21 protein-coding genes are annotated in these 20,184 nt (G+C 60.0%); 17 read left to right on the top strand and 4 right to left on the bottom strand.

Features of this window, described 5'->3' with window-relative positions; translation table 11 throughout:
- A partial coding sequence (locus SFLMC1_RS09145) for a restriction endonuclease subunit S (protein WP_187323935.1) occupies positions 1-575 on the bottom strand: 575 nt, incomplete at its 3' end.
- 221 nt (positions 576-796) lie between these two features.
- Between SFLMC1_RS09145 and SFLMC1_RS09140 the strand changes: the two genes are divergently transcribed.
- Positions 797-2,920 (top strand): DUF262 and DUF1524 domain-containing protein, encoded by a 2,124-nt coding sequence (locus SFLMC1_RS09140; protein WP_187323934.1) that lies wholly within the window; start codon positions 797-799, stop codon positions 2,918-2,920.
- 282 nt (positions 2,921-3,202) lie between these two features.
- Complete coding sequence (locus SFLMC1_RS09135) at positions 3,203-4,531, top strand: ATP-binding protein (protein WP_315984664.1); 1,329 nt, start codon at positions 3,203-3,205, stop codon at positions 4,529-4,531.
- A 37-nt stretch (positions 4,532-4,568) separates the two neighbouring features.
- Here the strand turns inward: SFLMC1_RS09135 and SFLMC1_RS09130 are convergent, their stop codons facing one another.
- Together SFLMC1_RS09130 and SFLMC1_RS09125 are read right to left on the bottom strand one after the other, a co-directional pair.
- Positions 4,569-5,555 (bottom strand): hypothetical protein, encoded by a 987-nt coding sequence (locus SFLMC1_RS09130; RefSeq protein WP_152073514.1) that lies wholly within the window; start codon positions 5,553-5,555, stop codon positions 4,569-4,571.
- A gap of 122 nt (positions 5,556-5,677) precedes the next feature.
- Complete coding sequence (locus SFLMC1_RS09125; protein ID WP_152073515.1) at positions 5,678-6,331, bottom strand: transcriptional regulator; 654 nt, start codon at positions 6,329-6,331, stop codon at positions 5,678-5,680.
- Positions 6,332-6,608: 277 nt separating this feature from the next.
- Between SFLMC1_RS09125 and dpaL the strand changes: the two genes are divergently transcribed.
- The 6 genes from dpaL (at position 6,609) to hydA (ending at position 13,981) form a co-directional block, all read left to right on the top strand.
- Entirely contained in the window at positions 6,609-7,823 is a 1,215-nt protein-coding gene (dpaL, locus tag SFLMC1_RS09120) for a diaminopropionate ammonia-lyase (RefSeq protein WP_152073516.1), read from the top strand.
- 232 nt (positions 7,824-8,055) lie between these two features.
- Complete coding sequence (locus SFLMC1_RS09115; protein WP_152073517.1) at positions 8,056-9,441, top strand: YgeY family selenium metabolism-linked hydrolase; 1,386 nt, start codon at positions 8,056-8,058, stop codon at positions 9,439-9,441.
- Between the two features lie 201 nt (positions 9,442-9,642).
- Positions 9,643-10,845: a knotted carbamoyltransferase YgeW gene (gene ygeW, locus SFLMC1_RS09110; protein WP_152073518.1), complete on the top strand. Its 1,203-nt coding sequence runs from the start codon at positions 9,643-9,645 to the stop codon at positions 10,843-10,845.
- A gap of 14 nt (positions 10,846-10,859) precedes the next feature.
- Entirely contained in the window at positions 10,860-11,810 is a 951-nt protein-coding gene (gene arcC, locus SFLMC1_RS09105; protein WP_152073519.1) for a carbamate kinase, read from the top strand.
- A gap of 179 nt (positions 11,811-11,989) precedes the next feature.
- Positions 11,990-12,604, top strand: a complete 615-nt coding sequence (locus SFLMC1_RS09100; RefSeq protein ID WP_152073520.1) for a nucleotidyltransferase family protein — start codon at positions 11,990-11,992, stop codon at positions 12,602-12,604.
- A 9-nt stretch (positions 12,605-12,613) separates the two neighbouring features.
- The gene (gene hydA, locus SFLMC1_RS09095) at positions 12,614-13,981 is read left to right on the top strand and encodes a dihydropyrimidinase (protein ID WP_152073521.1); all 1,368 of its coding nucleotides are present in this window, start codon (positions 12,614-12,616) and stop codon (positions 13,979-13,981) included.
- A gap of 119 nt (positions 13,982-14,100) precedes the next feature.
- Here hydA and yqeC read toward each other — a convergent pair whose 3' ends face one another.
- Positions 14,101-14,835: a selenium cofactor biosynthesis protein YqeC gene (gene yqeC, locus SFLMC1_RS09090; protein ID WP_152073522.1), complete on the bottom strand. Its 735-nt coding sequence runs from the start codon at positions 14,833-14,835 to the stop codon at positions 14,101-14,103.
- Positions 14,836-14,937: 102 nt separating this feature from the next.
- Here yqeC and yqeB point away from each other — a divergent pair, with 102 nt between their 5' ends.
- The 9 genes from yqeB (at position 14,938) to rpmD (ending at position 20,184) form a co-directional block, all read left to right on the top strand.
- Positions 14,938-15,732, top strand: a complete 795-nt coding sequence (gene yqeB, locus SFLMC1_RS09085) for a selenium-dependent molybdenum cofactor biosynthesis protein YqeB (protein WP_152073523.1) — start codon at positions 14,938-14,940, stop codon at positions 15,730-15,732.
- Positions 15,733-15,741: 9 nt separating this feature from the next.
- Positions 15,742-16,785, top strand: a complete 1,044-nt coding sequence (locus tag SFLMC1_RS09080) for an XdhC family protein (protein WP_152073524.1) — start codon at positions 15,742-15,744, stop codon at positions 16,783-16,785.
- Between the two features lie 320 nt (positions 16,786-17,105).
- A complete protein-coding gene (rplE, locus tag SFLMC1_RS09075) occupies positions 17,106-17,663 on the top strand; it encodes a 50S ribosomal protein L5 (RefSeq protein WP_152073525.1) in 558 nt (185 codons plus the stop codon).
- 79 nt (positions 17,664-17,742) lie between these two features.
- Complete coding sequence (locus SFLMC1_RS09070) at positions 17,743-17,928, top strand: type Z 30S ribosomal protein S14 (RefSeq protein WP_022094280.1); 186 nt, start codon at positions 17,743-17,745, stop codon at positions 17,926-17,928.
- 119 nt (positions 17,929-18,047) lie between these two features.
- Entirely contained in the window at positions 18,048-18,446 is a 399-nt protein-coding gene (rpsH, locus tag SFLMC1_RS09065) for a 30S ribosomal protein S8 (protein ID WP_152073526.1), read from the top strand.
- A 33-nt stretch (positions 18,447-18,479) separates the two neighbouring features.
- Entirely contained in the window at positions 18,480-19,016 is a 537-nt protein-coding gene (rplF, locus tag SFLMC1_RS09060; protein WP_006235263.1) for a 50S ribosomal protein L6, read from the top strand.
- 75 nt (positions 19,017-19,091) lie between these two features.
- Entirely contained in the window at positions 19,092-19,460 is a 369-nt protein-coding gene (rplR, locus tag SFLMC1_RS09055; protein ID WP_055252235.1) for a 50S ribosomal protein L18, read from the top strand.
- 14 nt (positions 19,461-19,474) lie between these two features.
- Positions 19,475-19,999: a 30S ribosomal protein S5 gene (gene rpsE, locus SFLMC1_RS09050; protein WP_055252236.1), complete on the top strand. Its 525-nt coding sequence runs from the start codon at positions 19,475-19,477 to the stop codon at positions 19,997-19,999.
- A gap of 2 nt (positions 20,000-20,001) precedes the next feature.
- On the top strand, positions 20,002-20,184 hold the full coding sequence (gene rpmD / locus SFLMC1_RS09045) for a 50S ribosomal protein L30 (protein ID WP_006235266.1): 183 nt from the start codon (positions 20,002-20,004) through the stop codon (positions 20,182-20,184).

Raw genomic sequence — 20,184 nt, 5'->3', positions numbered from 1 at the left:
TCGGCGAGGGGCGGGACGGGAATCAGGAGACCGGAAACAACGGTCTGGTTCAGATTGGGCTGGTTACCTCCCTGAGCTTTTTCGCGAAGCGCATCGTAGCTATTCTCATAGCAGATTTTGACATAGTCCTGGAGACATCCTTTTTCGATTTTTCTCAAAACAGCACACGCCTGATTTGTTGCGGCATCAATCCGCAATGTAGCAACAGATCCACGCGTTTTTCCCTCACCGTACATTGCGACAACGAGAGATCCGGCAGGATAAACAGTGCAATTTGTTTCGCGAAGCGCTAGTTCGGTTATGTAACCATCCGGCTCGGTAATTGCCGCTTTTGTAGCTGAGCCACTTGTTATCCATGGAATCGTGCCATTTTCGTAATAGGCCTTGTTTGCCTTGAGGGGCGTTGCTCCTGTTCCCACTGGGCAAACAGCGTTTACCCTTGCCCAGCTCCAACCCTTGGGGAGGTCGAATGGAACCTCCTTTTCGATGCGCTTCGCCTCGCCCTTGCCGTCTGCTCGCTTCTCATAGGGCAGCTCATCGGAAACGGATTGGTATTCTACTGTGTCGAATTGCATTCCGACGACGCGTTTTTAATTGATATGTAATTGCATCCGCGGCAAGCGTTGTAAAATCTAGCGATATGAGCATTTGGCTGCTTTCGCGCTTCGATACGCTCGTCACTCGTTCGTAAATGCGTGCTGGCCGAGCGGCTGACCGACGTGCTCGTCTTTGGCGCCCTCCGCTCAGTGGAGGGTTGACCGCAAGTGGCGTAAACAAGAGGGGGGGGCAACAGCAAATGAAAGCAACCGAGGCAAATTTACTCGACCTTATGGGCGTGGCGAAGATGCAGTTTGTCATCCCCGTGTACCAGCGAGTTTACTCGTGGAGTGTAAAAGAGTGCGAGGTGCTTTGGGATGACGTCATGCGAGCGGGTCGTGATGACGTGCCGCATTTCGTGGGGTCGATGCTTTATATACCTGAGTCCGAGAGCTCGGCCACAAGCATCTCGCGCGTGCTCCTGATCGATGGACAACAGCGCATGACGACGTTCTCATTGATGATTGCCGCCTTAGCTGATTATTTGGAGAGCAATCCGGACAAGGCTGGTTTCCTTGGGGATCTCAAGATCTCGGCTCTGCGAAAGAATTACCTCTTTAACGATGACGACTACAACGGCCTGGCGCGTTACAAGCTAGTGCTTTCGCAGGACGATAAAGAGACGCTGTTTTCCATCGTGTCTGGGTTTCCCATGCCAGATGAAAAATCGGATCGGATTGTCGAGAACCATGTGTTCTTCCGCGAAAAGATGCGCGGGAAATCATTCGACCCTGCAAGGCTTTGGGCGGGGCTAAACCGCGTGCAGGTCATCGACACTAAGCTCACCGCTGGCGTCGATAATGCCCAGCTCATATTTGAGTCCATGAACTCCAAAGGCAAGCCCCTCATGCCCATCGATCTCATACGCAACTATGTTCTTATGTCGCTTCCTAACGACGAACAGACCAAGCTCTACGAGGGCTACTGGCATCCCATTGAGCGTCTGTTTGGAAAAGGGGGCGAGAGCGAGTTTAACGCCTTCATTTGGTACTGGCTGTGGCTCAAGGTTCCCAATAGGCAGCCAAAGGAGAATGAGGCTTATTACGAGTTCAAACGGTATTTTACCGATGACTACGACGGAGACACCGAGAGTCTGCTCAAGGAGTTGCGCGAGTATGCGCAAAGGTATGCCAGCCTGTTCCAAGACAAAGAAAAGGACGCTGACCTACGTCGGGTGTTCAGCAGAATCGTAAGCCTTGATGTGAGGCAGATCAGGCCTCTTTTGATGCTGCTCTACTCGGTTTACGAGAGAAATAAGCTAGACCGCAACGCGTTCCTTCGCATCTGCGAGACTATCGAGTCGTTCCTGTTCAGGCGTGCGGTTTGCGGCAGGCTTACCACGGGCCTGAATAATTTCTTTGCCGGCATGTATCGCAATCTCGAGCAGCAAGACGATATAGAGGAGTACGTTACGGCGATGCTCCTTATCCATAGCAGCGGTATGACCGCGTACTTTCCGACGGACGAGCATTTTGTCGAGGAGTTTAAGACGCGTGACTGCTACAACCGCTTCTCCAAAAAGCGCTATTACCTGGAACGCATGGAGAACTGGCACCACCCGAAGGAGTCCATCTCGGCTGACGATTACCAGATCGAGCACGTCATGCCCCAGACGATTGATGATGAGCACGGCTGGAAGGAATCGCTTGGCGAGAACTGGGAAGACATCCACGACAGGCTGTGCAACAACTTGGGAAATCTAACGCTGACGGGCTACAACCAGGAGTACTCAAACCGGTCGTTCTCGGACAAGCTCAATCTTCCTGGCGTGGGGCTTAAGTGCAGTCCGCTCCACCTGAACAAGTCGATCGCCTCGCATGAAAAATGGGGCGAGGAGGAGATTAGGCAGCGTGCGGACGAGCTGGCGAAAGAGGCGTGCGAGATATGGAAGTACCCCGATCTTCCGGCGGATGTTGTCGACAAGTATCGCCCCTCTCGCGGGGAGTCTGACGAGGCTCCTGTCTGGACTCTGCAGGAGAATCACCCGACTTTTGCTGAAGACGGACTCAACCAGAAGCTATTCGATGAGGTACGCGAGTCCGTTCTGAGTGGTAACCCTTCGTGGGAGTCCTATATAGCCAAGTACTATGTAGGCTTCAGGTCGGGCAAGCGAAAACTGCATGCCGTGCTAGAAGGCAGGACCAGCAACGGTGGTTGGATTGCTGTCGGCCTGGCAAAGAGTGTGGACGAGCTGATTGACCCGGAGGCCATGTGTCAGGACAAGCGCACGCAGGGTGGATTTGGGCCGGGTATGCCGACCTATGTTGCACTCCGTAGCGCTGACGATATCCCCGCGGTGCTCGATCTCATAAAGCAGTGCTAGGTTAAGGGCCGGGGATTGAGTCCCCGGCCTTCATTGCCTCAGATTTGTTGGTGGCTCTTCACCGTAAAGCGCATTTGGTGGGAGAGGCTGCTCTCGGCCGGTTGGCGTCGGAATCGCGGGCAATTATTTGGCCTAAATCCGGAAAAGTGCAATATAAGGACGTTTAAAAGTAAGGAAAAGTGTCGAAATAGTCACCTAAAAACCTCGAAAAAGTGTCGAAATAAGCATCTAACAACCACGGAAAAGTGTATCCTAGTGCTAAAACAGCACGTAATAAGGGGTATGCTTATGCTGCAGAGAAAAGCGAAAGCACAGTTTGAATCTTGGCTTACCTCGTCGCCTAACAAGGCTCTTTTGATCAAGGGCGCTCGACAGGTAGGAAAGTCATATTTGGTTAACGTCTTTGCAAACGAATCGTTCGAAAATGTCGTGACGTTCGACCTTATCGCCGGCGCGTCCGTGCGCGATTCGTTTTTGGCGGCAAAAAGCGCGGATGACCTGCTTATGCGCATGTCTATTGCTGCAACGCAGCCGATGGTTGCGAACAAGACCGTTGTGGTTATCGACGAGGTGCAGCGATGCCCCAACGTAGTGACGTTTATCAAATACCTGGTCCAGCGCGGCGACTTTCGATACATCCTTACCGGATCGCCCCTTGGCGTTGAGCTCGAGGGTATCGATTCCCTGCCGGTGGGGTATGTCGAGCAGGTCCAGATGTACCCGCTCGACTTTGAGGAGTTTTGCTGGGCAAATGGCGTTGGTGCCAGCGTGTTTGACATGCTCAGGGGCTGTCTAAAGGATGAAGGGGAGCTCCCCGGCTACCTGTATGACCGCTTGCTCGATCTGTTCCATCAGTATGTGGTGGTGGGAGGCATGCCCGACGCGGTCAATTCCTTCTTGGCGACGCGCAATGTCGACGAGGTTCGAAACATCCACCGCGATCTTCACGCCCTGTATCGCGATGACATCGCAAAGTACGCTCCGCCCGAGCTACGCTTGGTTATTCGCGATATCTATGATCTGATTCCCAGCGAGGCCGGCTCCAAAAACAAGCGATTCAAACTGTCATCGATTAACGGTGTCAAACGTTTTTCGCAGGTGACAGATCATTTTCTCTGGCTATCGGAGGCGGGTGTCGCGCTTCCCGTGTATAACATAACGGCGCCCGTGGCACCCCTTTTATTGGGGGAGCAACGAAATCTGTTCAAGCTGTTTTACTTGGACACCGGAATGCTCATGTCGTCGTATTCCAAAAGGGTCGCCCAAGGCGTTTTTGATGGGGAGGCGGAAGACGCCTTTGGCATGAACATGGGGGCGGCGTTTGAGGGCTTTGTCGCGCAAGAGCTCAAAGCCCACGGATTCAGATTGCGCTACTTTACATCGAAAAAGGTTGGCGAGCTCGATTTTGTGGAGGAGACGCTCGATGGGGAGGTCCTTGCCATCGAGGTCAAGTCGGGCAAGAGCTTTAAGTCCCATGCGGCGCTCGACAACGCGCTCGCGACGAAGGGCTACGGAATCGATCGCGCCCTGGTACTTGCGGAATGTAATCTTCACCGCGATGGTGACGTGCTGTATCTGCCCATCTTTATGGCAGGGCTTTTGGAGCCGTAACGTGCCGCCGGCTCTTCCGGCCCTCCCTTAACCCTCGCTACTCGTCGTCTCCGTCGTTGGGGTCGCCCTTGAGGGTGTTGATGTCCAGGTGCTGATTGTCGTCCTCTTTTTGCTGGGTCTCCGACTCCGCTTGGGTGGGGCCGCGGAACAGCTGGAATCCCTCAAACGCAATGACGCCGAGCAGGGCAATGACAATGGCGATAAAGGCAACCTTGACTGCCTGCGGAAACTCCGAGAAACGCAGCGCCTTTTCCGCGGCGTAATAATCGGCGAAGCGCTCTTCGCCCGTGCTTTTGGCATACGCCGGCGCGGACGCGGCCTCCGGGTCATATTCCGGTGCAGGCGTGGCGGCGTACGGATCGTTGAGATAATCGCTCGATGCGGTGCCAAAATCCTCGGTCTCGATGCGACCGGTGTCAGCATGGCCATCGGAATAATCGGAATATGCTGCACTGCTCTCATAGTCCGCGGCGCTCGTGTTGGCGGCAAAAAGCGGGTTAACTGGAACGTCGAGCGCCGGCATGCCGGTAGAGGTCTCATCCAGATCGGCTGCAGCCCAGGAATCGTAGGCAACCTGATGGGCAACGGGCTCATCGAGCCTTGTGACCGGAGGCTCGCTTACCGCAGGAGCAGGCAACTGCTGGGCGCTGTACATAACGGTGCTGTCGGCCGATTTGCCCTGCGTCGCTGCAGCGAGAAATGCCGCCGTCTCGGACGGGTCGCTTGCGGGGCGGGGGGCGGGCGTGGGCGCCGAAGCGGGTGCGGGCGTAGGCGCGGGCGTCGAAACAGGCGACTGCGCAGGAGTCGGCGCAGATCCGGGCTTAGGCGCAAGTGCGGGCTTTGCACTTGTCGGACGAGCTCCGCCGCCCATGAGTTCCTCGGCGGTCCAGGGGCGGTCGCTCATCACGTCGTCCAGGCTCAACGCAAACAGATCGTCTTCGCCCTCGTCAAACGCGCGTTTCGCATGCCTGGCGGCAGAAGCGGTGACTCCGCGGCCGTTGCGTGATGCGTTGCTCGACCCCATCTTGTCCCATCCTTTCGAAATACTCACATTCATCGATTATATGGAACTTGCCTTGCGGCCGACTCTCGGATTCGTGCATTCCAGAACTCGCGCTCAAAAGGGGAGGGGCGCAGGCGCGCTGACTATTTGTCGCCGGCGGCAGCCTTTGCCTCGTTGAGGTAGCTATAGAAGCTGTACTTAGAGATGCCAAAGAACTCGCAGGCGCGTTCGCTCGACTTGGAGATGAGGAAGGCGCCGCGACGGTCGAGGTAGCCAATGGCGCGGATGCGCTCATCTTTGGTCATAAGCGCCGCGGGCTTGCCCACAAACTGTTCGCACTCGCGCAGCAGGTCTTCGAGCAGGTCGCCGATGTTCTTGGTAATGGGCTCGGGCTCGGTGTAGTCCGTGCCGCCGGTGCCGGTAAAGGCATCGAGCGAGCGCTCAAAAGCCTTCATGAGCGTAATGTCAAAGTTAATACCCAAAATGCCGACGGGCTTGCCCTCGTCGTTGCGGATAAAGATGGTCGAAGACTTGAGCAGCTTGCCGTCGGCGGTTTTGGTGAGGTATGGCTCGCGGTCGTGCACGTCGGTGATGCCCTCGTGCATGGACTCAAACACAATATGGCTGGGGCCGTCACCCAGTTTGCGCCCGCTGACGTGGCCGTTTTCGATCACTACGATGGAGTGGTCCACGTCCTCGGTCTCCAGATCGTGGACGACGACTTCGCAGTTGGGACCAAATTGGAGCGCCAAACCGTGTGCAAGGCGCTTGTAAAACTCAATCTGTGCGGGGGTCATGGGTGCCTTCCTAAAAATTAGTTTGGGCACACTTTGCCATAAACCACACCTGTTCGCAAATAACGAAAGCGTCGCTGCGTTATGTGACCATTCGGCGGCGAAAAGGTACCGATTACGGCAACAAACAATTTGTTATGTTTTCCAATCAAAAAGTGTGATAGAACAGTGCTAACAAACTTTTTGTTTGGCATCCACATAAAAGTTCAGCCGCATGAACGGGAATGGGCTGGAACGCGTATGCGGGGGCCGGCAAGAGAGGACTTAAGGAGTTCACCGTATGGCCGATAAGATTCAGTGGGCGGGCAACACGATGCCCAAGAGCGATGATGAGCACTTGGGAATCATGAGCCTCGACCACGTGAAGAAGGCCCGCGCCTTCCACCAGTCGTTCCCCCAGTACACCGTCACTCCGCTTGCCCGCCTGGACGGCCAGGCCGCGCGCCTGGGCCTTTCCAACCTGTGCGTTAAGGACGAGAGCTATCGCTTTGGCCTCAACGCCTTTAAGGTCCTGGGCGGCTCGTTTGCCATGGCCAACTACATTGCCGACGAGACCGGCAAGGACGTTGCCGAGTGCACCTTCGATTACCTGACCTCCGATCAGCTTGCCAAGGACTTTGGCCAGGCCACCTTCTTTACCGCCACCGACGGCAACCATGGCCGCGGCGTGGCATGGGCTGCCAACAAGCTGGGCCAGAAGGCCGTCGTGCACATGCCCAAGGGTTCCACCAAGCCTCGCTTCGATAACATCGCCGCCGAGGGCGCCACGGTGACCATCGAAGAGGTCAACTACGACGAGTGCGTGCGCATGGCCGCCGCCGAGGCCGACGCCTGCGAGCGCGGCGTCATCGTTCAGGACACCGCCTGGGAGGGCTACGAGAAGATCCCGTCTTGGATCATGGAGGGCTACGGCACCATGGCTTCCGAGGCAGCCGAGCAGCTGCGCGAGATGGCCATCAACCGCCCGACGCACGTCTTTGTCCAAGCCGGCGTGGGCTCGCTGGCCGGCGCCGTGGTGGGCTACTTCACCAACTTGTATCCCGACAACCCGCCCACCTTTGTCGTGGTCGAGTGCGCACCTGCCGCCTGCCTGTACAAGGGCGCTGCCGCCGGCGACGGCGACCCGCGCATCGTGGACGGCGACATGCCCTCCATCATGGCCGGCCTGTGCTGCGGCGAGCCCAACATTCTGGGCTGGGATATCCTGCGCAACCACACCACCGCCTTCGTATCCTGCCCCGACTGGGTCACCGCTCGCGGCATGCGCACCCTGGGCGCTCCCGAGAAGGGCGACCCGCGCGTCATCTCCGGCGAGTCCGGCGCGGTGACCACCGGCCTGGTCGAGACCCTCATGCTCGATCCCGAGTACGCGGAGCTCAAGGAGCTCATCGGCCTGGACAAGACGAGCTCCGTGCTCTGCTTCTCCACCGAGGGCGACACCGATCCGGATCAGTACCGTCGCATCGTCTGGGAGGGCGAGTATCCGACCTGCTAATCGTTGGGCGGCGCAACGCGCCGCGCAAAATTCCTATTAGACCCCCTCTGTCCTGCAGATGTATGAACCCGGGAGACGGAGCGATGCCTATTTGCTCCGTCGCGAGTTCCGCACGCAAAGGAAAGCACTTAATGTGCTTTCCGTCTTGCGCAGGACTGTCCGAGCAGCGGAGTAAATAGGTATCGCTCCGCCACCTCACAGGTAGATTCCTTCGTTTGAAAGGTTATGAACAATGGCTAAAGAACTCGATTTCGACGCTATTAAGGCTGCTGCTGAGTCCCATCGTGCTGATATGACTCGCTTCCTGCGCGCCATGATTTCTCATCCCTCTGAGTCTTGCGAGGAGGGTGAGGTTGTCGCTTGCATCAAGGCCGAGATGGAGAGCCTTGGCTATGACGAGGTCAAGGTCGACGGCCTGGGCAACGTCATGGGCTTTATAGGCGATGGCGACAAGATCATCGCCATCGACTCCCACATCGATACCGTCGGCATCGGCAACATCGAGAACTGGGATGCCGATCCCTATGAGGGCTACGAGACCGACGAGATCATCTACGGCCGCGGCGGCTCCGACCAGGAGGGCGGCATGGCTTCTGCTACCTACGCTGCCAAGATGATGAAGGACATGGGCCTCATCCCCGAGGGCTACAAGATCATGGTCGTCGGCACCGTCCAGGAAGAGGACTGCGACGGCATGTGCTGGCAGTACATCTACAACAAGGACGGCATTAAGCCCGAGTTCGTCATTTCCACCGAGCCCACCGACGGTGGCATCTATCGCGGTCACCGCGGCCGCATGGAGATCCGCGTCGACGTTCACGGCACCTCCTGCCACGGCTCCGCTCCCGACCGCGGCGACAACGCCATCTACAAGATGGCCGACATCATCGCCGACGTCCGCGCCCTCAACAACAACGGCTGCGACGAGTCGACCGACATCAAGGGCCTCGTCAAGATGCTCGACCCCAAGTACAACCCCGAGCACTTCGAGGACGCCCGCTTCCTGGGCCGCGGTACCTGCACCGTCAGCCAGATCTTCTACACCAGCCCCAGCCGCTGCGCCGTGGCCGACTCCTGCGCCATCTCCATCGATCGCCGCATGACCGCCGGCGAGACCTGGGAGTCCTGCCTGGACGAGATCCGCAACCTGCCGGCCGCCAAGAAGTACGGCGACGACGTGAAGGTCTCCATGTACATGTACGACCGTCCGTCCTGGACCGGCGAGGTCTACGAGACCGAGGCTTACTTCCCCACGTGGATTAACAAGGAGACCGCTCCGCACGTCAAGGCCCTCGTCGACGCCCACAAGGCCATGTTCGGTGACGAGCGCATCGGCTGCGAGCCCAGCATGGACAAGCGCACCGGTCGTCCGCTGTGCGACAAGTGGACCTTCTCCACGAACTGCGTTTCCATCCAGGGCCGCTACGGCATCCCCTGCGTCGGCTTTGGCCCGGGTGCCGAGTCTCAGGCTCACGCTCCCAACGAGGTCACCTACAAGGACGACCTGGTCACCGCTGCCGCCATGTACGTGGCTGCCCTGAACCTCTACGATCCGAGCCAGGCCGATGGCGACGCCACCGTGTTTCGCGCCGGTCTGACCAACAACAAGATCGATTAGTCCCATTCCTCGATTTTGTTGAGCCGGGGGCCGCTCGTGTCCCCGGCACTCCCCGTTGACTTGGGGCCCGCGGTCGTTATCTCCCATGCTTCCTCGACGGTGGCGGGTCCTCGTCATGGTGCTCTGCATGTGCTAGCCACACGCGCATGCCGGAGCACATCTACTCATTGCGATTGTTTCATCTTTAGAAAGGACATTTCCATGGACGCTAAGTTTACCGAGCTCGTCGAGCAGCTGAACGGCCTCGATTTTAAGGGTATGTACGGCAGCGACTTCCTGCACACCTGGGATAAGACCACCGATGAGCTCAAAGCGCTCTACATCGTTGCCGACGCCCTGCGCGAGCTGCGTGAGAACAACGTCTCTCCCAAGATCTTCGACTCGGGTCTGGCCGTCTCCCTGTTCCGCGACAACTCCACCCGTACGCGCTTCTCCTTCTCTAAGGCCGCTAACCTGCTCGGCCTTGAGCTGCAGGACCTGGACGAGAAGAAGTCCCAGATCGCCCACGGCGAGACCGTCCGCGAGACCGCTACCATGATCTCCTTTATGGCCGATGTCATCGGCATCCGCGATGACATGTACATCGGCAAGGGCGACGCCTACATGGCCGAGGTCTCCGAGTCTGTCCAGCAGGCCTACGAGGACGGCGTTCTGGATCACCGTCCCACGCTCATCTCCCTGCAGTCCGATTCCGACCACCCCACGCAGTCCTCTGCCGACATGCTCTACCTCATCAACGAGTTTGGCGGCCTTAAGAACCTCAAGGGCAAGAAGGTTGCCGTCACCTGGGCCTATTCGCCTTCTTACGGCAAGCCGCTGTCCTGCCCGCAGTCGCTGATCAGCCTGCTGCCCCGTTTTGGCATGGACGTCACCCTGGCCCACCCCGAGGGCTACGACCTCATGCCCGAGGTCGTCGAGCGCGCCCGCGGCTATGCCGCCGAGTCCGGCACCACCTTTAAGCAGGCCAACACCATGGCCGAGGCCTTCGAGGGCGCCGACATCGTGATCCCCAAGAGCTGGGCTCCGTTTGCCGCCATGGAGAAGCGCACCAACCTGTACGCCGAGGGCGACGACGCCGGCATCGCTGCGCTCGAGAAGGAGCTGCTCGCCCAGAACGCTACGCATCAGGATTGGTGCTCCACGACCGAGCTCATGGAGAAGACCGCCAACGGCCAGGACACCATCTTTATGCACCCGCTGCCCGCCGACATCTCCGGTGTCTCCTGCGAGCACGGCGAGGTCAACGCCGACGTCTTCGACATGCACCGCGTGGGCATGTACAAGGAGGCCAGCTACAAGCCGTACGCCATCGCAGCCATGATGTTCCTGCAGAAGGTTGCCGATCCCGCCGCCGCCCTCAAGGCCCTCGACGAGCGCAACGCCGCCCGTTGGTTCCAGGCCTAAAGCTGGGCTGAGAAATGGCTAAGCGTATTGTTGTCGCCTTGGGCGGAAACGCCCTCGGTGCCAACCTTCCCGAGCAGATGGAGGCCGTCAAGACGACCTCCAAGGCCATTGTCGACCTGATCGAGGAGGGTAACGAAGTCGTCGTCGTGCATGGCAACGGCCCCCAGGTGGGCATGATCGCCAACGCGATGGCCGAGCTCACGCGCTCTAACCCTCAGAAGTACATTCCCTGCCCGCTGTCCGTTTGCGGTGCCATGAGCCAGGGCTACATTGGCTATGACCTGCAAAATGCCCTGCGCGAGGAAATGCTCGACCGCAACATCGACAAGGGTGTCGCCACCGTGCTCACCCAGGTCGAGGTTGCGGCGGACGACCCGGCCTTTGCCGACCCGGTCAAGCCGATCGGTCCGTGGATGAGCGAGGCCGAGGCCGAGGAGCTGGAGGCCGACCGCGGTTACCAGTTTATCCACGATGAGAAGCAGGGCTTCCGTCGCGTGGTTGCCTCGCCCAAGCCCGTGAGCATCGTCGAGCTCGACACCATTAAGTCGCTCGTTGAGTCCAACCATGTGGTGATTTCCTGCGGCGGTGGCGGCATTCCCGTCACCAAGTCCCAGGGCCACCACCTTAAGGGCGCTGCGGCCGTCATCGATAAGGACTTTGCGGCCGAGAAGCTCGCCGAGCAGCTCGATGCCGACGCCCTGATTATCCTGACGGCGGTGGAGAAGGTTGCCATTGGCTTTGGCACCGACCACGAGCAGTGGCTCGACACGCTGACCGCTGCCGATGTTAAGCGTCTGTCCGAGGCCAACGAGTTCGGTCGCGGCTCCATGCTGCCCAAGGTCCAGGCCGCCTCGACGTTTGCCGAGAGCAAGCCGGGTCGCGCGGCGCTCATCACGCTGCTCGAGAAGGCGCGCGATGGCCTTGCCGGCAAGACCGGTACCACGTTTACCGGCAACGCCGAGTAGGCATATCTGCACCATTGAGGAGGGTGCCCTGCGTCGCGGGGTGCCCTCCTTTGTGCTACAGAGAGCCGAGGGGCGCTCGCTGGAAAAAACGAGCGCGTGTCTGTTCTGACGGAGCGCGAGCTTGGTATGGTGGGTATGGCAACTATGGCGTCCAAGGTGGCCAGGGGAGGTTTGCGGAGATGAAACTCGGTTGCGTGATTATGGCCTCGGGCGAGGGCAAGCGGTTTGGCTCTAACAAGATGCTCGCCGATATCTATGGCAAGCCGCTGATTGCCCGGACCATCGATTCGGTTCCCCGGGGCTTTGACGTCGTGGTTTCGACGCGTTGGCCCGAGGTCGCCCAGATTTGCGAGGACAAGCATTGCCCGTGCGTGCTGCATGATGGCGAGTTGCGCAGCGAAAGCGTCCGTGCGGGCCTTTCGTGGGGAGTCGAACGCAACTGGAAAGGTTGCCTCTTTTTGCCGGGCGACCAGCCGCTCGTGAGTTCGGATTCTTTTGAGGCTATGGTTCGTGCATTTGACGAGTGTGGCCGCAAGCATCCGGTGCGTCTTGCGTGCAACGGTGAGCCTTCGAGTCCGGTGCTCTTTCCGGCGGAACTGTTCGATGCACTTATGTGTCTTGAGGGCAAGGACGGCGGGGGCTCGATCCTTAAGGACCGTACCGACGTTGCGCTGGTCGAAGCGCACGCCTACGAGCTGTGGGACGTCGATACCGCCAAGGGACAGCGACGCATAGCGGAGCATATCGCCGCCTGCTCGTATTTTGATCGCGTGGCCAACTGCATCAATCAATAAGGAGCAATTATGATCATCATCAAAAACGGCGCGCTCGTGACGCCACGGGGGCTTCGCCGCGCCGATCTTGCCATGGATGGCGACAAAATCGTGCGGATCGCCGCGGCGATTGAGCCGGGCGGGGGTGACACCGTCGAGGATGCCGCGGGCTGCTGGGTGTTTCCCGGCTTTATCGACGGCCACACGCACATGCAGTGCTGGACCGGCATGGACTGGACGGCCGATAGCTTTGAGACCGGCACGCGCGCGGCTGCCTGCGGCGGCACGACGACCATTGTGGACTACGCGACGGCCGATCGCGGCGTGACCATGCCCGATGCCTTGGCCGAGTGGCATCGCCGCGCCGATGGAACCTGCACGGCCAACTACGCCTTTCATATGGCACTCGCCGAGTGGAATGAGCGTAACCGCGCCGATCTCTCGGCCATGCGCGAGGCGGGCGTATCGTCGTTCAAGACCTACTTTGCCTATGATCATCTGCGCCTGGACGATGCCGAGACGCTCGAGGTGCTGGAGGAGCTCAAGCGCCTAGGCGGTATCCTGTGCGTGCATTGCGAGAACGGCACGCTGGTGAACGAGCTGCAGAAGCGCGTGTTTGAGCAGGGTATCCACGGGCCCGAGGGCCATGCGCTCAGCCGTCCGGATGTGTGCGAGGCCGAGGCGGTGAGCCGTCTGCTATATCTGGCGCACCTGGCCGGCGACGCACCGGTCAACGTGGTGCACCTTTCGACCAAGCTGGGGCTCGAGGCCATCCGTGCCGCCAAGGCGCGCGGGCAGAAGAATATCTATGTCGAGACCTGCCCTCAGTATCTGATGCTCGACGATACGTGCTACTTGGAGCGGGGCGAGGACGGCTTTGCGGGTGCCAAGTATGTGATGAGCCCACCGCTGCGCCATGCGGGTGACCGTGCGGCACTGCGCGAGGCGCTTGTGGCCGGCGAGATCGATACGATTGCGACCGACCACTGCAGCTTTAACCTACACGGGCAAAAGGACCGCGGGCGCGACGACTTTCGCGCGATTCCCAACGGCGGGCCCGGTGTGGAGCATCGTCCCGTCGCGATCGCTACGAGCTTTGAGGGACAGCTGGGTCCCGAGGACCTCTGCCGCTTGATGAGCGAGAACCCGGCGCGCGTGTTTGGCATGTACCCGCGCAAGGGCTGTCTTGCCGAGGGCTCCGATGCCGACGTGTGCGTGTGGGATCCCCAGGCGCGCTGGACGATCAGTGCCGCGACGCAGCATCAGGCCGTGGACTACACGCCGCTCGAGGGCTTTGAGGCGCATGGCCGCGCAAAGGCTGTGTTTGTGAACGGCGTGCTGGTGGCGCGCGACGGCGAGCCCACCGGAGCCCAACCCGGTCGCTACGTCCCCCGCTAGCAGGAAGATCACCGGATTTCCCTCCTCAGTTGCGGTGGAATAGTTCCTGTTTAGCCGCTAAATAGGCCGTTTCAGGAACTATTCCACCGCAACTTATAGGCCTGCTGGGGCAGCGCCAGCTACTTGAGGCTGGTGGTGATGAGGGGGCGGCCGAGGTCTGCCTCGAAGCGATCTGCCATTGTTGGGTCGGTAAGCGTGTCGGCTTGGTTGAGCATGATGCGGGCATTGCTGAGGTTCAGCATCCGCAGCTCGGCATTGAGCACCTGGGCGACGCGCTCGGGCGTGGCGATGTCGGTGGGCTCGCAGCCGCAACGCTCGCAGAAGAGCTCGGGGCGGTGGACGGCTTCGTTGATGGGCTTACCGAGCCCCGAGGCGCCGACGACCCAGACAACATTTGCCGTGGCGGCGGGAATTACCGGCTCCCAGGCGGCATGCGCCTTGAGCGGGAGTCGCTTGCTGCCATCTGCCTCGGCCAACACATAGTCAAAGCGCTGCACCAGCTGGTCGAGCGGCTCGGCGGGGGCGGAGAGCTTGCCTGTCTCCGGGTCCAAAACACCCGCCTGGCAGATGCTTCCGCGCACAAGGCCCGCGCAGGCCTCGCAGGTGCAACCGGGGACATGTGCGGCGCCTGGCTTCCAAGGTGCGGCGTCCAGGCGACGGCTCGACCCGTTCCATGGCACGCCGGCGACGGGAAACATGTGCGTGGTGGTGCAGAGGAGCACGCGGCCGCCAGCGCGCATGAGCTCGAGACCCAGCGTCTTCAGCAGTGTCGACTTGCCACCGCTGCCGATAATTGCAGTAATGCCCGGCTCGATCTTGAGTGCGGAGGCAAGGTTTCCGCCCGTCGTTTCCATCTATTCACCGCCGTATAATACTGTGATAATAAATAATCATCAGAGTAGCGGTCGAACCGCTTTTGCTCTGCTCAAACCGTAGCACAGGGAGGTGCCCCGGGAATGCTCGTTTATGTTCGCGGCGCCGGCGATATCGCCACGGGTGTCGCTGCCCGTTTGGTGCGCGCCGGCGTGTCGGTCGTTATGGCCGATATCGCAGTCCCCACGTGCATCCGCCGCACAATCTGTTTTTGCGAGGCCATTCGCCTGGGCGAGGTCCAGGTCGAGGGCATTCGCGCTCGCTTGGCACAGACGGCGGCTGAGGCGCTTGCAATTACCGAGGCCGGAGACGTCGCCGTGGTGGTGGACCCCCAGGCCAAGATGCTCGGCGAGTTGAAACCCGCGGCTGTGGTCGACGCGATTTTGGCTAAGCGCAACTTGGGCACCACGCGCGACATGGCGCCTGCCGTCATCGCCGTGGGGCCGGGCTTTACCGCGCCGGTTGACTGCGACGCCGTGGTCGAGACCATGCGCGGGCATTTTCTCGGCCGTGTCATTACCCAAGGTTCGCCCCAGCCCAACACGGGCGTGCCGGGCATGATCGCCGGCTATGGCAAGGAGCGTGTTATCCACAGCCCCGCCGCCGGCGTGTTTCGGTCCGACCGCGCAATCGGCGACATCGTGAGCGCTGGAGACGTGATTGGCTACGCGGGCGATACGCCCATGTGCACGCAGATCGATGGCTGTCTGCGCGGGCTTTTGGCGAATGGCGTACAGGTGACTGAGGGCTTTAAATGCGCCGATGTCGATCCGCGCGGCGATGCCAGCTATATCAACTACATTTCGGACAAGGCGACGTCGGTCGGCGGCGGCGTGCTCGAGGCACTCGCTATGCTCACCGATGTCTTTAGAGGATAGAAGGCGGCAATGGAAAAGCTCGATGTTGTGAATGCGGCGCTTGCCGCCCTGCGTGCTGGCGAGACGTGCGAGCTCGTGGTCGTGGCCGGTACGGCGGGGTCGTCACCGCGCGGTGTGGGCGCATGGATGACTGTCTTTGCCGATGGCAGCCAGGCGGGCACTATCGGCGGCGGCAAGATTGAGCTCTTTGCGCTGGATGAGGCGCGCGAGCTCCTGAGCGCGGGACAGTCGCGTCTGGTCCGCTACACCATGGGCGGTGAGAACTCCGATACCGGCATGATCTGCGGCGGAGCCATCTGCCTGTGCTACCTGCATCTGGATGCGACCCAGACACCGTTGTTCCAGGAAATTGCCGATGTGCTGGCGTATCGTCGTATCGGCGACTTCGTCATCGACTTTGAGCCGTTTATCGCGAGCGCGCTCGAGGGCGATGTGGCCGAGTACCATGGCGAGGAATCGCGCCGCACCATTGCGGGCTGCCCCGGGCTTTCGCTGGTGGAGGAGGGGAGTAAGGTCACCTACACCAACGCTGCCTCCGAGATTCCCGCGGCGCACATCGAGACGCTCTGCCCCGAGGGCCTGACCTACATCTTTGGCTGCGGCCACGTGGGCGCTGCGACGGCGCGGGTGCTCACGGCGGCGGGCTTTGCCGTCGTGGCTTGCGATGACCGCCCCGGCACGCTGACCCCCGATTGGGTGCCCGGTGTCTGCGACCGTCGCCTGGTCGACTACAAGAACCTGAGCAAGCAGTGCCCCATCGGCCCGCGCGACCTGGTGGTTGTCGCCACGGCGGGTCACAAGTCCGATATCGACGTGGTGATTCAGGCCATGCGCGCCAAACCCGCCTATCTGGGCTGCCTGGGCTCGCGCCGTAAGACGGCCTTTGTGCACGCCCGCCTGGAGCAAGAGGGCTTTACGCAGGAGCAAATCGGCGAGCTGCACCTGCCGATCGGAGCCGCCATCGAGGCAGAGGACCCCGAGGAGATCGCTATCTCCATCGCCGCCGAGATGATCCACCTGCGCCGCACCAAGCTCGTCCCTCGCAAGCGCTAATCGCATCCTCGATATGAGTTGCGGTGGAATAGTTCCTAGATGGGCCCGACGGGCGGTCAGCCAGGAACTATTTCACCGCAACTGCTCTTTTGATCCCCTAGGGTTCAATTTGTGCGGGGGAGTTGTGGAGTTGTGCAGGCAGACGAGGTTTTTCTGGAAATACGCTCCCGATGCGCGTATAGTACCGATTGTTTTGTCGGCTCCTGCTGCGTCGAGTCCAAACCGCGAAATGCCATGAGCGGGGTGGATGCAGCCAGGAGGCACGAGGACAACCCACCGTGGCCACGCCCCGTGCTTAAAACCCCAAGAAGGAGTGAACAATGGCAGAAGAGAAGTATGTGCCGCGTCTGAAGACCAAGTACAACAACGAGGTCAAGCAGCAGCTTCAGGAAAAGTTCCAGTACGAGAACGTCATGATGATCCCCAAGTTTGAGAAGATCGTCGTGAACATGGGTGTCGGCGAGGCCGCTACCGATTCCAAGGCCATCGACGGTGCCGTGCGCGACCTGCGCGCCATCACCGGCCAGCAGCCGATGATCACCCGTGCCCGCAAGTCCATCGCTACCTTCCGCCTGCGCGCTGGTATGCCGATCGGCTGCAAGGTTACCCTGCGTGGCGACCGTATGTGGGAGTTCTTCGATCGTCTGACCTCCGTCGCGATCCCCCGTATCCGCGACTTCCGCGGCATCTCCGCCAAGAGCTTCGACGGCCGTGGTAACTTCTCCATGGGCGTCACCGAGCAGCTCATCTTCCCCGAGATCGACTTCGACTCCGTCGATCACCAGCGTGGTATGGATATCACCTTCGTGACCACCGCCAACACCGATGAGGAGGCCAAGGCCCTTCTGGACGCCTTCGGTTTCCCGTTCAAGAAATAGGTTCACCTGCCCTAAATGCGCCGTTTCCAAAAGGGGACGGCGTTTGGGGCGAACAATACTCTATGTGAGGAGGATATAAGTGGCTAAGACATCGATGATCGTCAAGTGCAATCGCAAGCAGAAGTTCTCTACTCGTGAGTACACGCGCTGCCAGCGCTGCGGCCGTCCGCACTCTGTGTACCGCAAATTCGGCCTGTGCCGTGTCTGCTTCCGCGAGCTTGCACTCAAGGGCGAGCTTCCCGGCGTTAAGAAGGCCAGCTGGTAAGTCACTACCAGCGTTTCAAGCATCCGTTTGGAACAGGGAAAACGCGCTAGTTAGGCTTTGCCGTTAAGGGCGGCGAAGAACCAAGAGCACGTGTTCATCAAGAACGAAGGAGAATCTGTATGAACCTTACAGACCCGATCGCAGATATGCTTACGCGCATCCGTAACGCTAACTCTGTGAACAAGGCCACGGTCTCCATGCCGAGCAGCAAGAAGCTCGTCGAGATCGCTCGTGTTCTGCACGAGGAGGGCTACATCGAGGGCTACGATGTCGAGGACACCGTTCCCCAGAAGACTCTGCACATCACGCTTAAGTATGGTCCCAAGAAGGCTAAGATCATCAACGGCATCCGCCGCATTTCCAAGCCGGGCCTGCGTAAGTACACCGGCGTTGCCGACATGCCCCGCGTCCGCGGTGGCCTTGGTACCGCCATTATTTCCACCAGCCATGGCGTCATGACCGACCGCGATGCTCGCAAGCACAACGTCGGCGGCGAGATCATCGCTTACGTCTGGTAATTCGCTCGGTAGGTAGAAGGAAAGGAGATCACCGTGTCTCGTATCGGTAATAAGCCTGTCCAGATTCCCGCCGGAGTCGAAGTGGCAGTCAACGGCAACAACGTTGTCGTCAAGGGCCCCAAGGGCCAGCTCGAGCTCGATGTCTTTGAGAAGCTCGCTATCAACGTCGAGGACAACGTCCTCACCGTTTCCCGTCCCGACGACGAGCGTGAGACCCGTGCCCGCCACGGCCTCACCCGCGCCCTCATCCACAACATGGTTGTTGGCGTTTCCGAGGGCTTCGAGAAGAAGCTCGAGCTTGCCGGCGTCGGTTACCGCGTGCAGCAGAAGGGCAAGAACCTCGAGTTCTCCCTGGGCTTCTCGCACCCCGTGATCGTCGAGGCTCCCGAGGGCATCACCTTCGAGGTTCCCGACAACACCCACGTGAACGTCAAGGGTATCAACAAGCAGCAGGTCGGTCAGATCGCCGCCGAGATCCGCGGCCATCGTCCTCCCGAGCCTTACAAGGGCAAGGGTATCCACTACGTTGGCGAGCACATCCGCCGCAAGCTGGGTAAGGCCGCCAAGTAGTCGTAACCGGCTCACTCGCATAAGACCAGCACCCCGTCAGGTGCTGGCAAGATCAACCTTTTTAGGAGTTTACGTATGAACAAGCATAAGGCGAAGCTGGAAGGCCTCAAGCGTCGTCAGCGTCGTGTTCGCGGCAAGGTCTCGGGTACCGCCGAGCGTCCGCGCCTTCGCGTGACCCGTACTAACGCCAACATCTATGCCCAGATTATCGACGACAGCAAGGGCTCCAGCCTGACGCTCGTCTCTGCCTCGACCCTCGAGGCCGAGTTCAAGGGCACCCACACCTCGAACAAGGAGGCTGCGGAGAAGGTCGGTCAGCTCGTTGGCAAGCGCGCCATCGAGGCCGGCATCACCAAGGTCGCCTTCGATCGCGGTGGCCGTATCTACCATGGCCGCGTCAAGGCCCTCGCCGACGGTGCTCGTGCCGCCGGTCTCGAGTTCTAGGAGGTATGTAGCACATGGCTCGTAATCAGAAGCAGCAGCGCGAGGCCTCCGAGTTCGAGGAGCGCGTCGTTTACATCAACCGCGTGTCGAAGACCGTCAAGGGTGGTCGTCGCATGAGCCTCGTCGCTCTCGTCGTCGTTGGCGACGGCAAGGGCAACGTCGGCGTTGGCATGGGCAAGTCCGCTGAGGTGCCCCTGGCCATCTCCAAGGCGTCTCTCGATGCCAAGAAGAACATGTTCCACGTGCCGGTGACCGAGCAGGGCACCATCCCGCACGAGGTTCTCGGCCACTTTGGTGCCGGCCGCATCATCATCAAGCCCGCTGTCGAGGGTACCGGCGTTATCGCCGGCGGCGCCGTGCGTCCCCTCTTTGAGCTTGCTGGCATCAAGAACGTCCTGTCCAAGTCCCTCGGTACCGACAACGGCCTCAACATCATCAAGGCTGCCGTCGAGGGCCTCAAGGAGCTCTCCAGCCCTGAGGACGTCGCGGCTCGCCGTGGCCTGACGGTCTCCGAGATGTTCGTCGGTAAGGAGAACTAAGCATGGCTGACACCATCAAGATCAAGCAGGTCCGCAGCACCAACGGTTGCAAGCAGGACCAGGTCCGTACTGTCCGTGCCCTCGGTCTCCACAGGATCCGCGAGGTTCGCGAGATTGCTGACAACGAGTCCGTCCGCGGCATGATCTTCAAGGTCAAGCACCTTGTCGAGATTGTAGAGGAGTAG

The sequence above is a fragment of the Collinsella aerofaciens genome (assembly GCF_901212495.1).
GTDB lineage: Bacteria > Actinomycetota > Coriobacteriia > Coriobacteriales > Coriobacteriaceae > Collinsella > Collinsella aerofaciens_H.
This window is presented reverse-complemented; position numbering and strand designations above follow the sequence as displayed.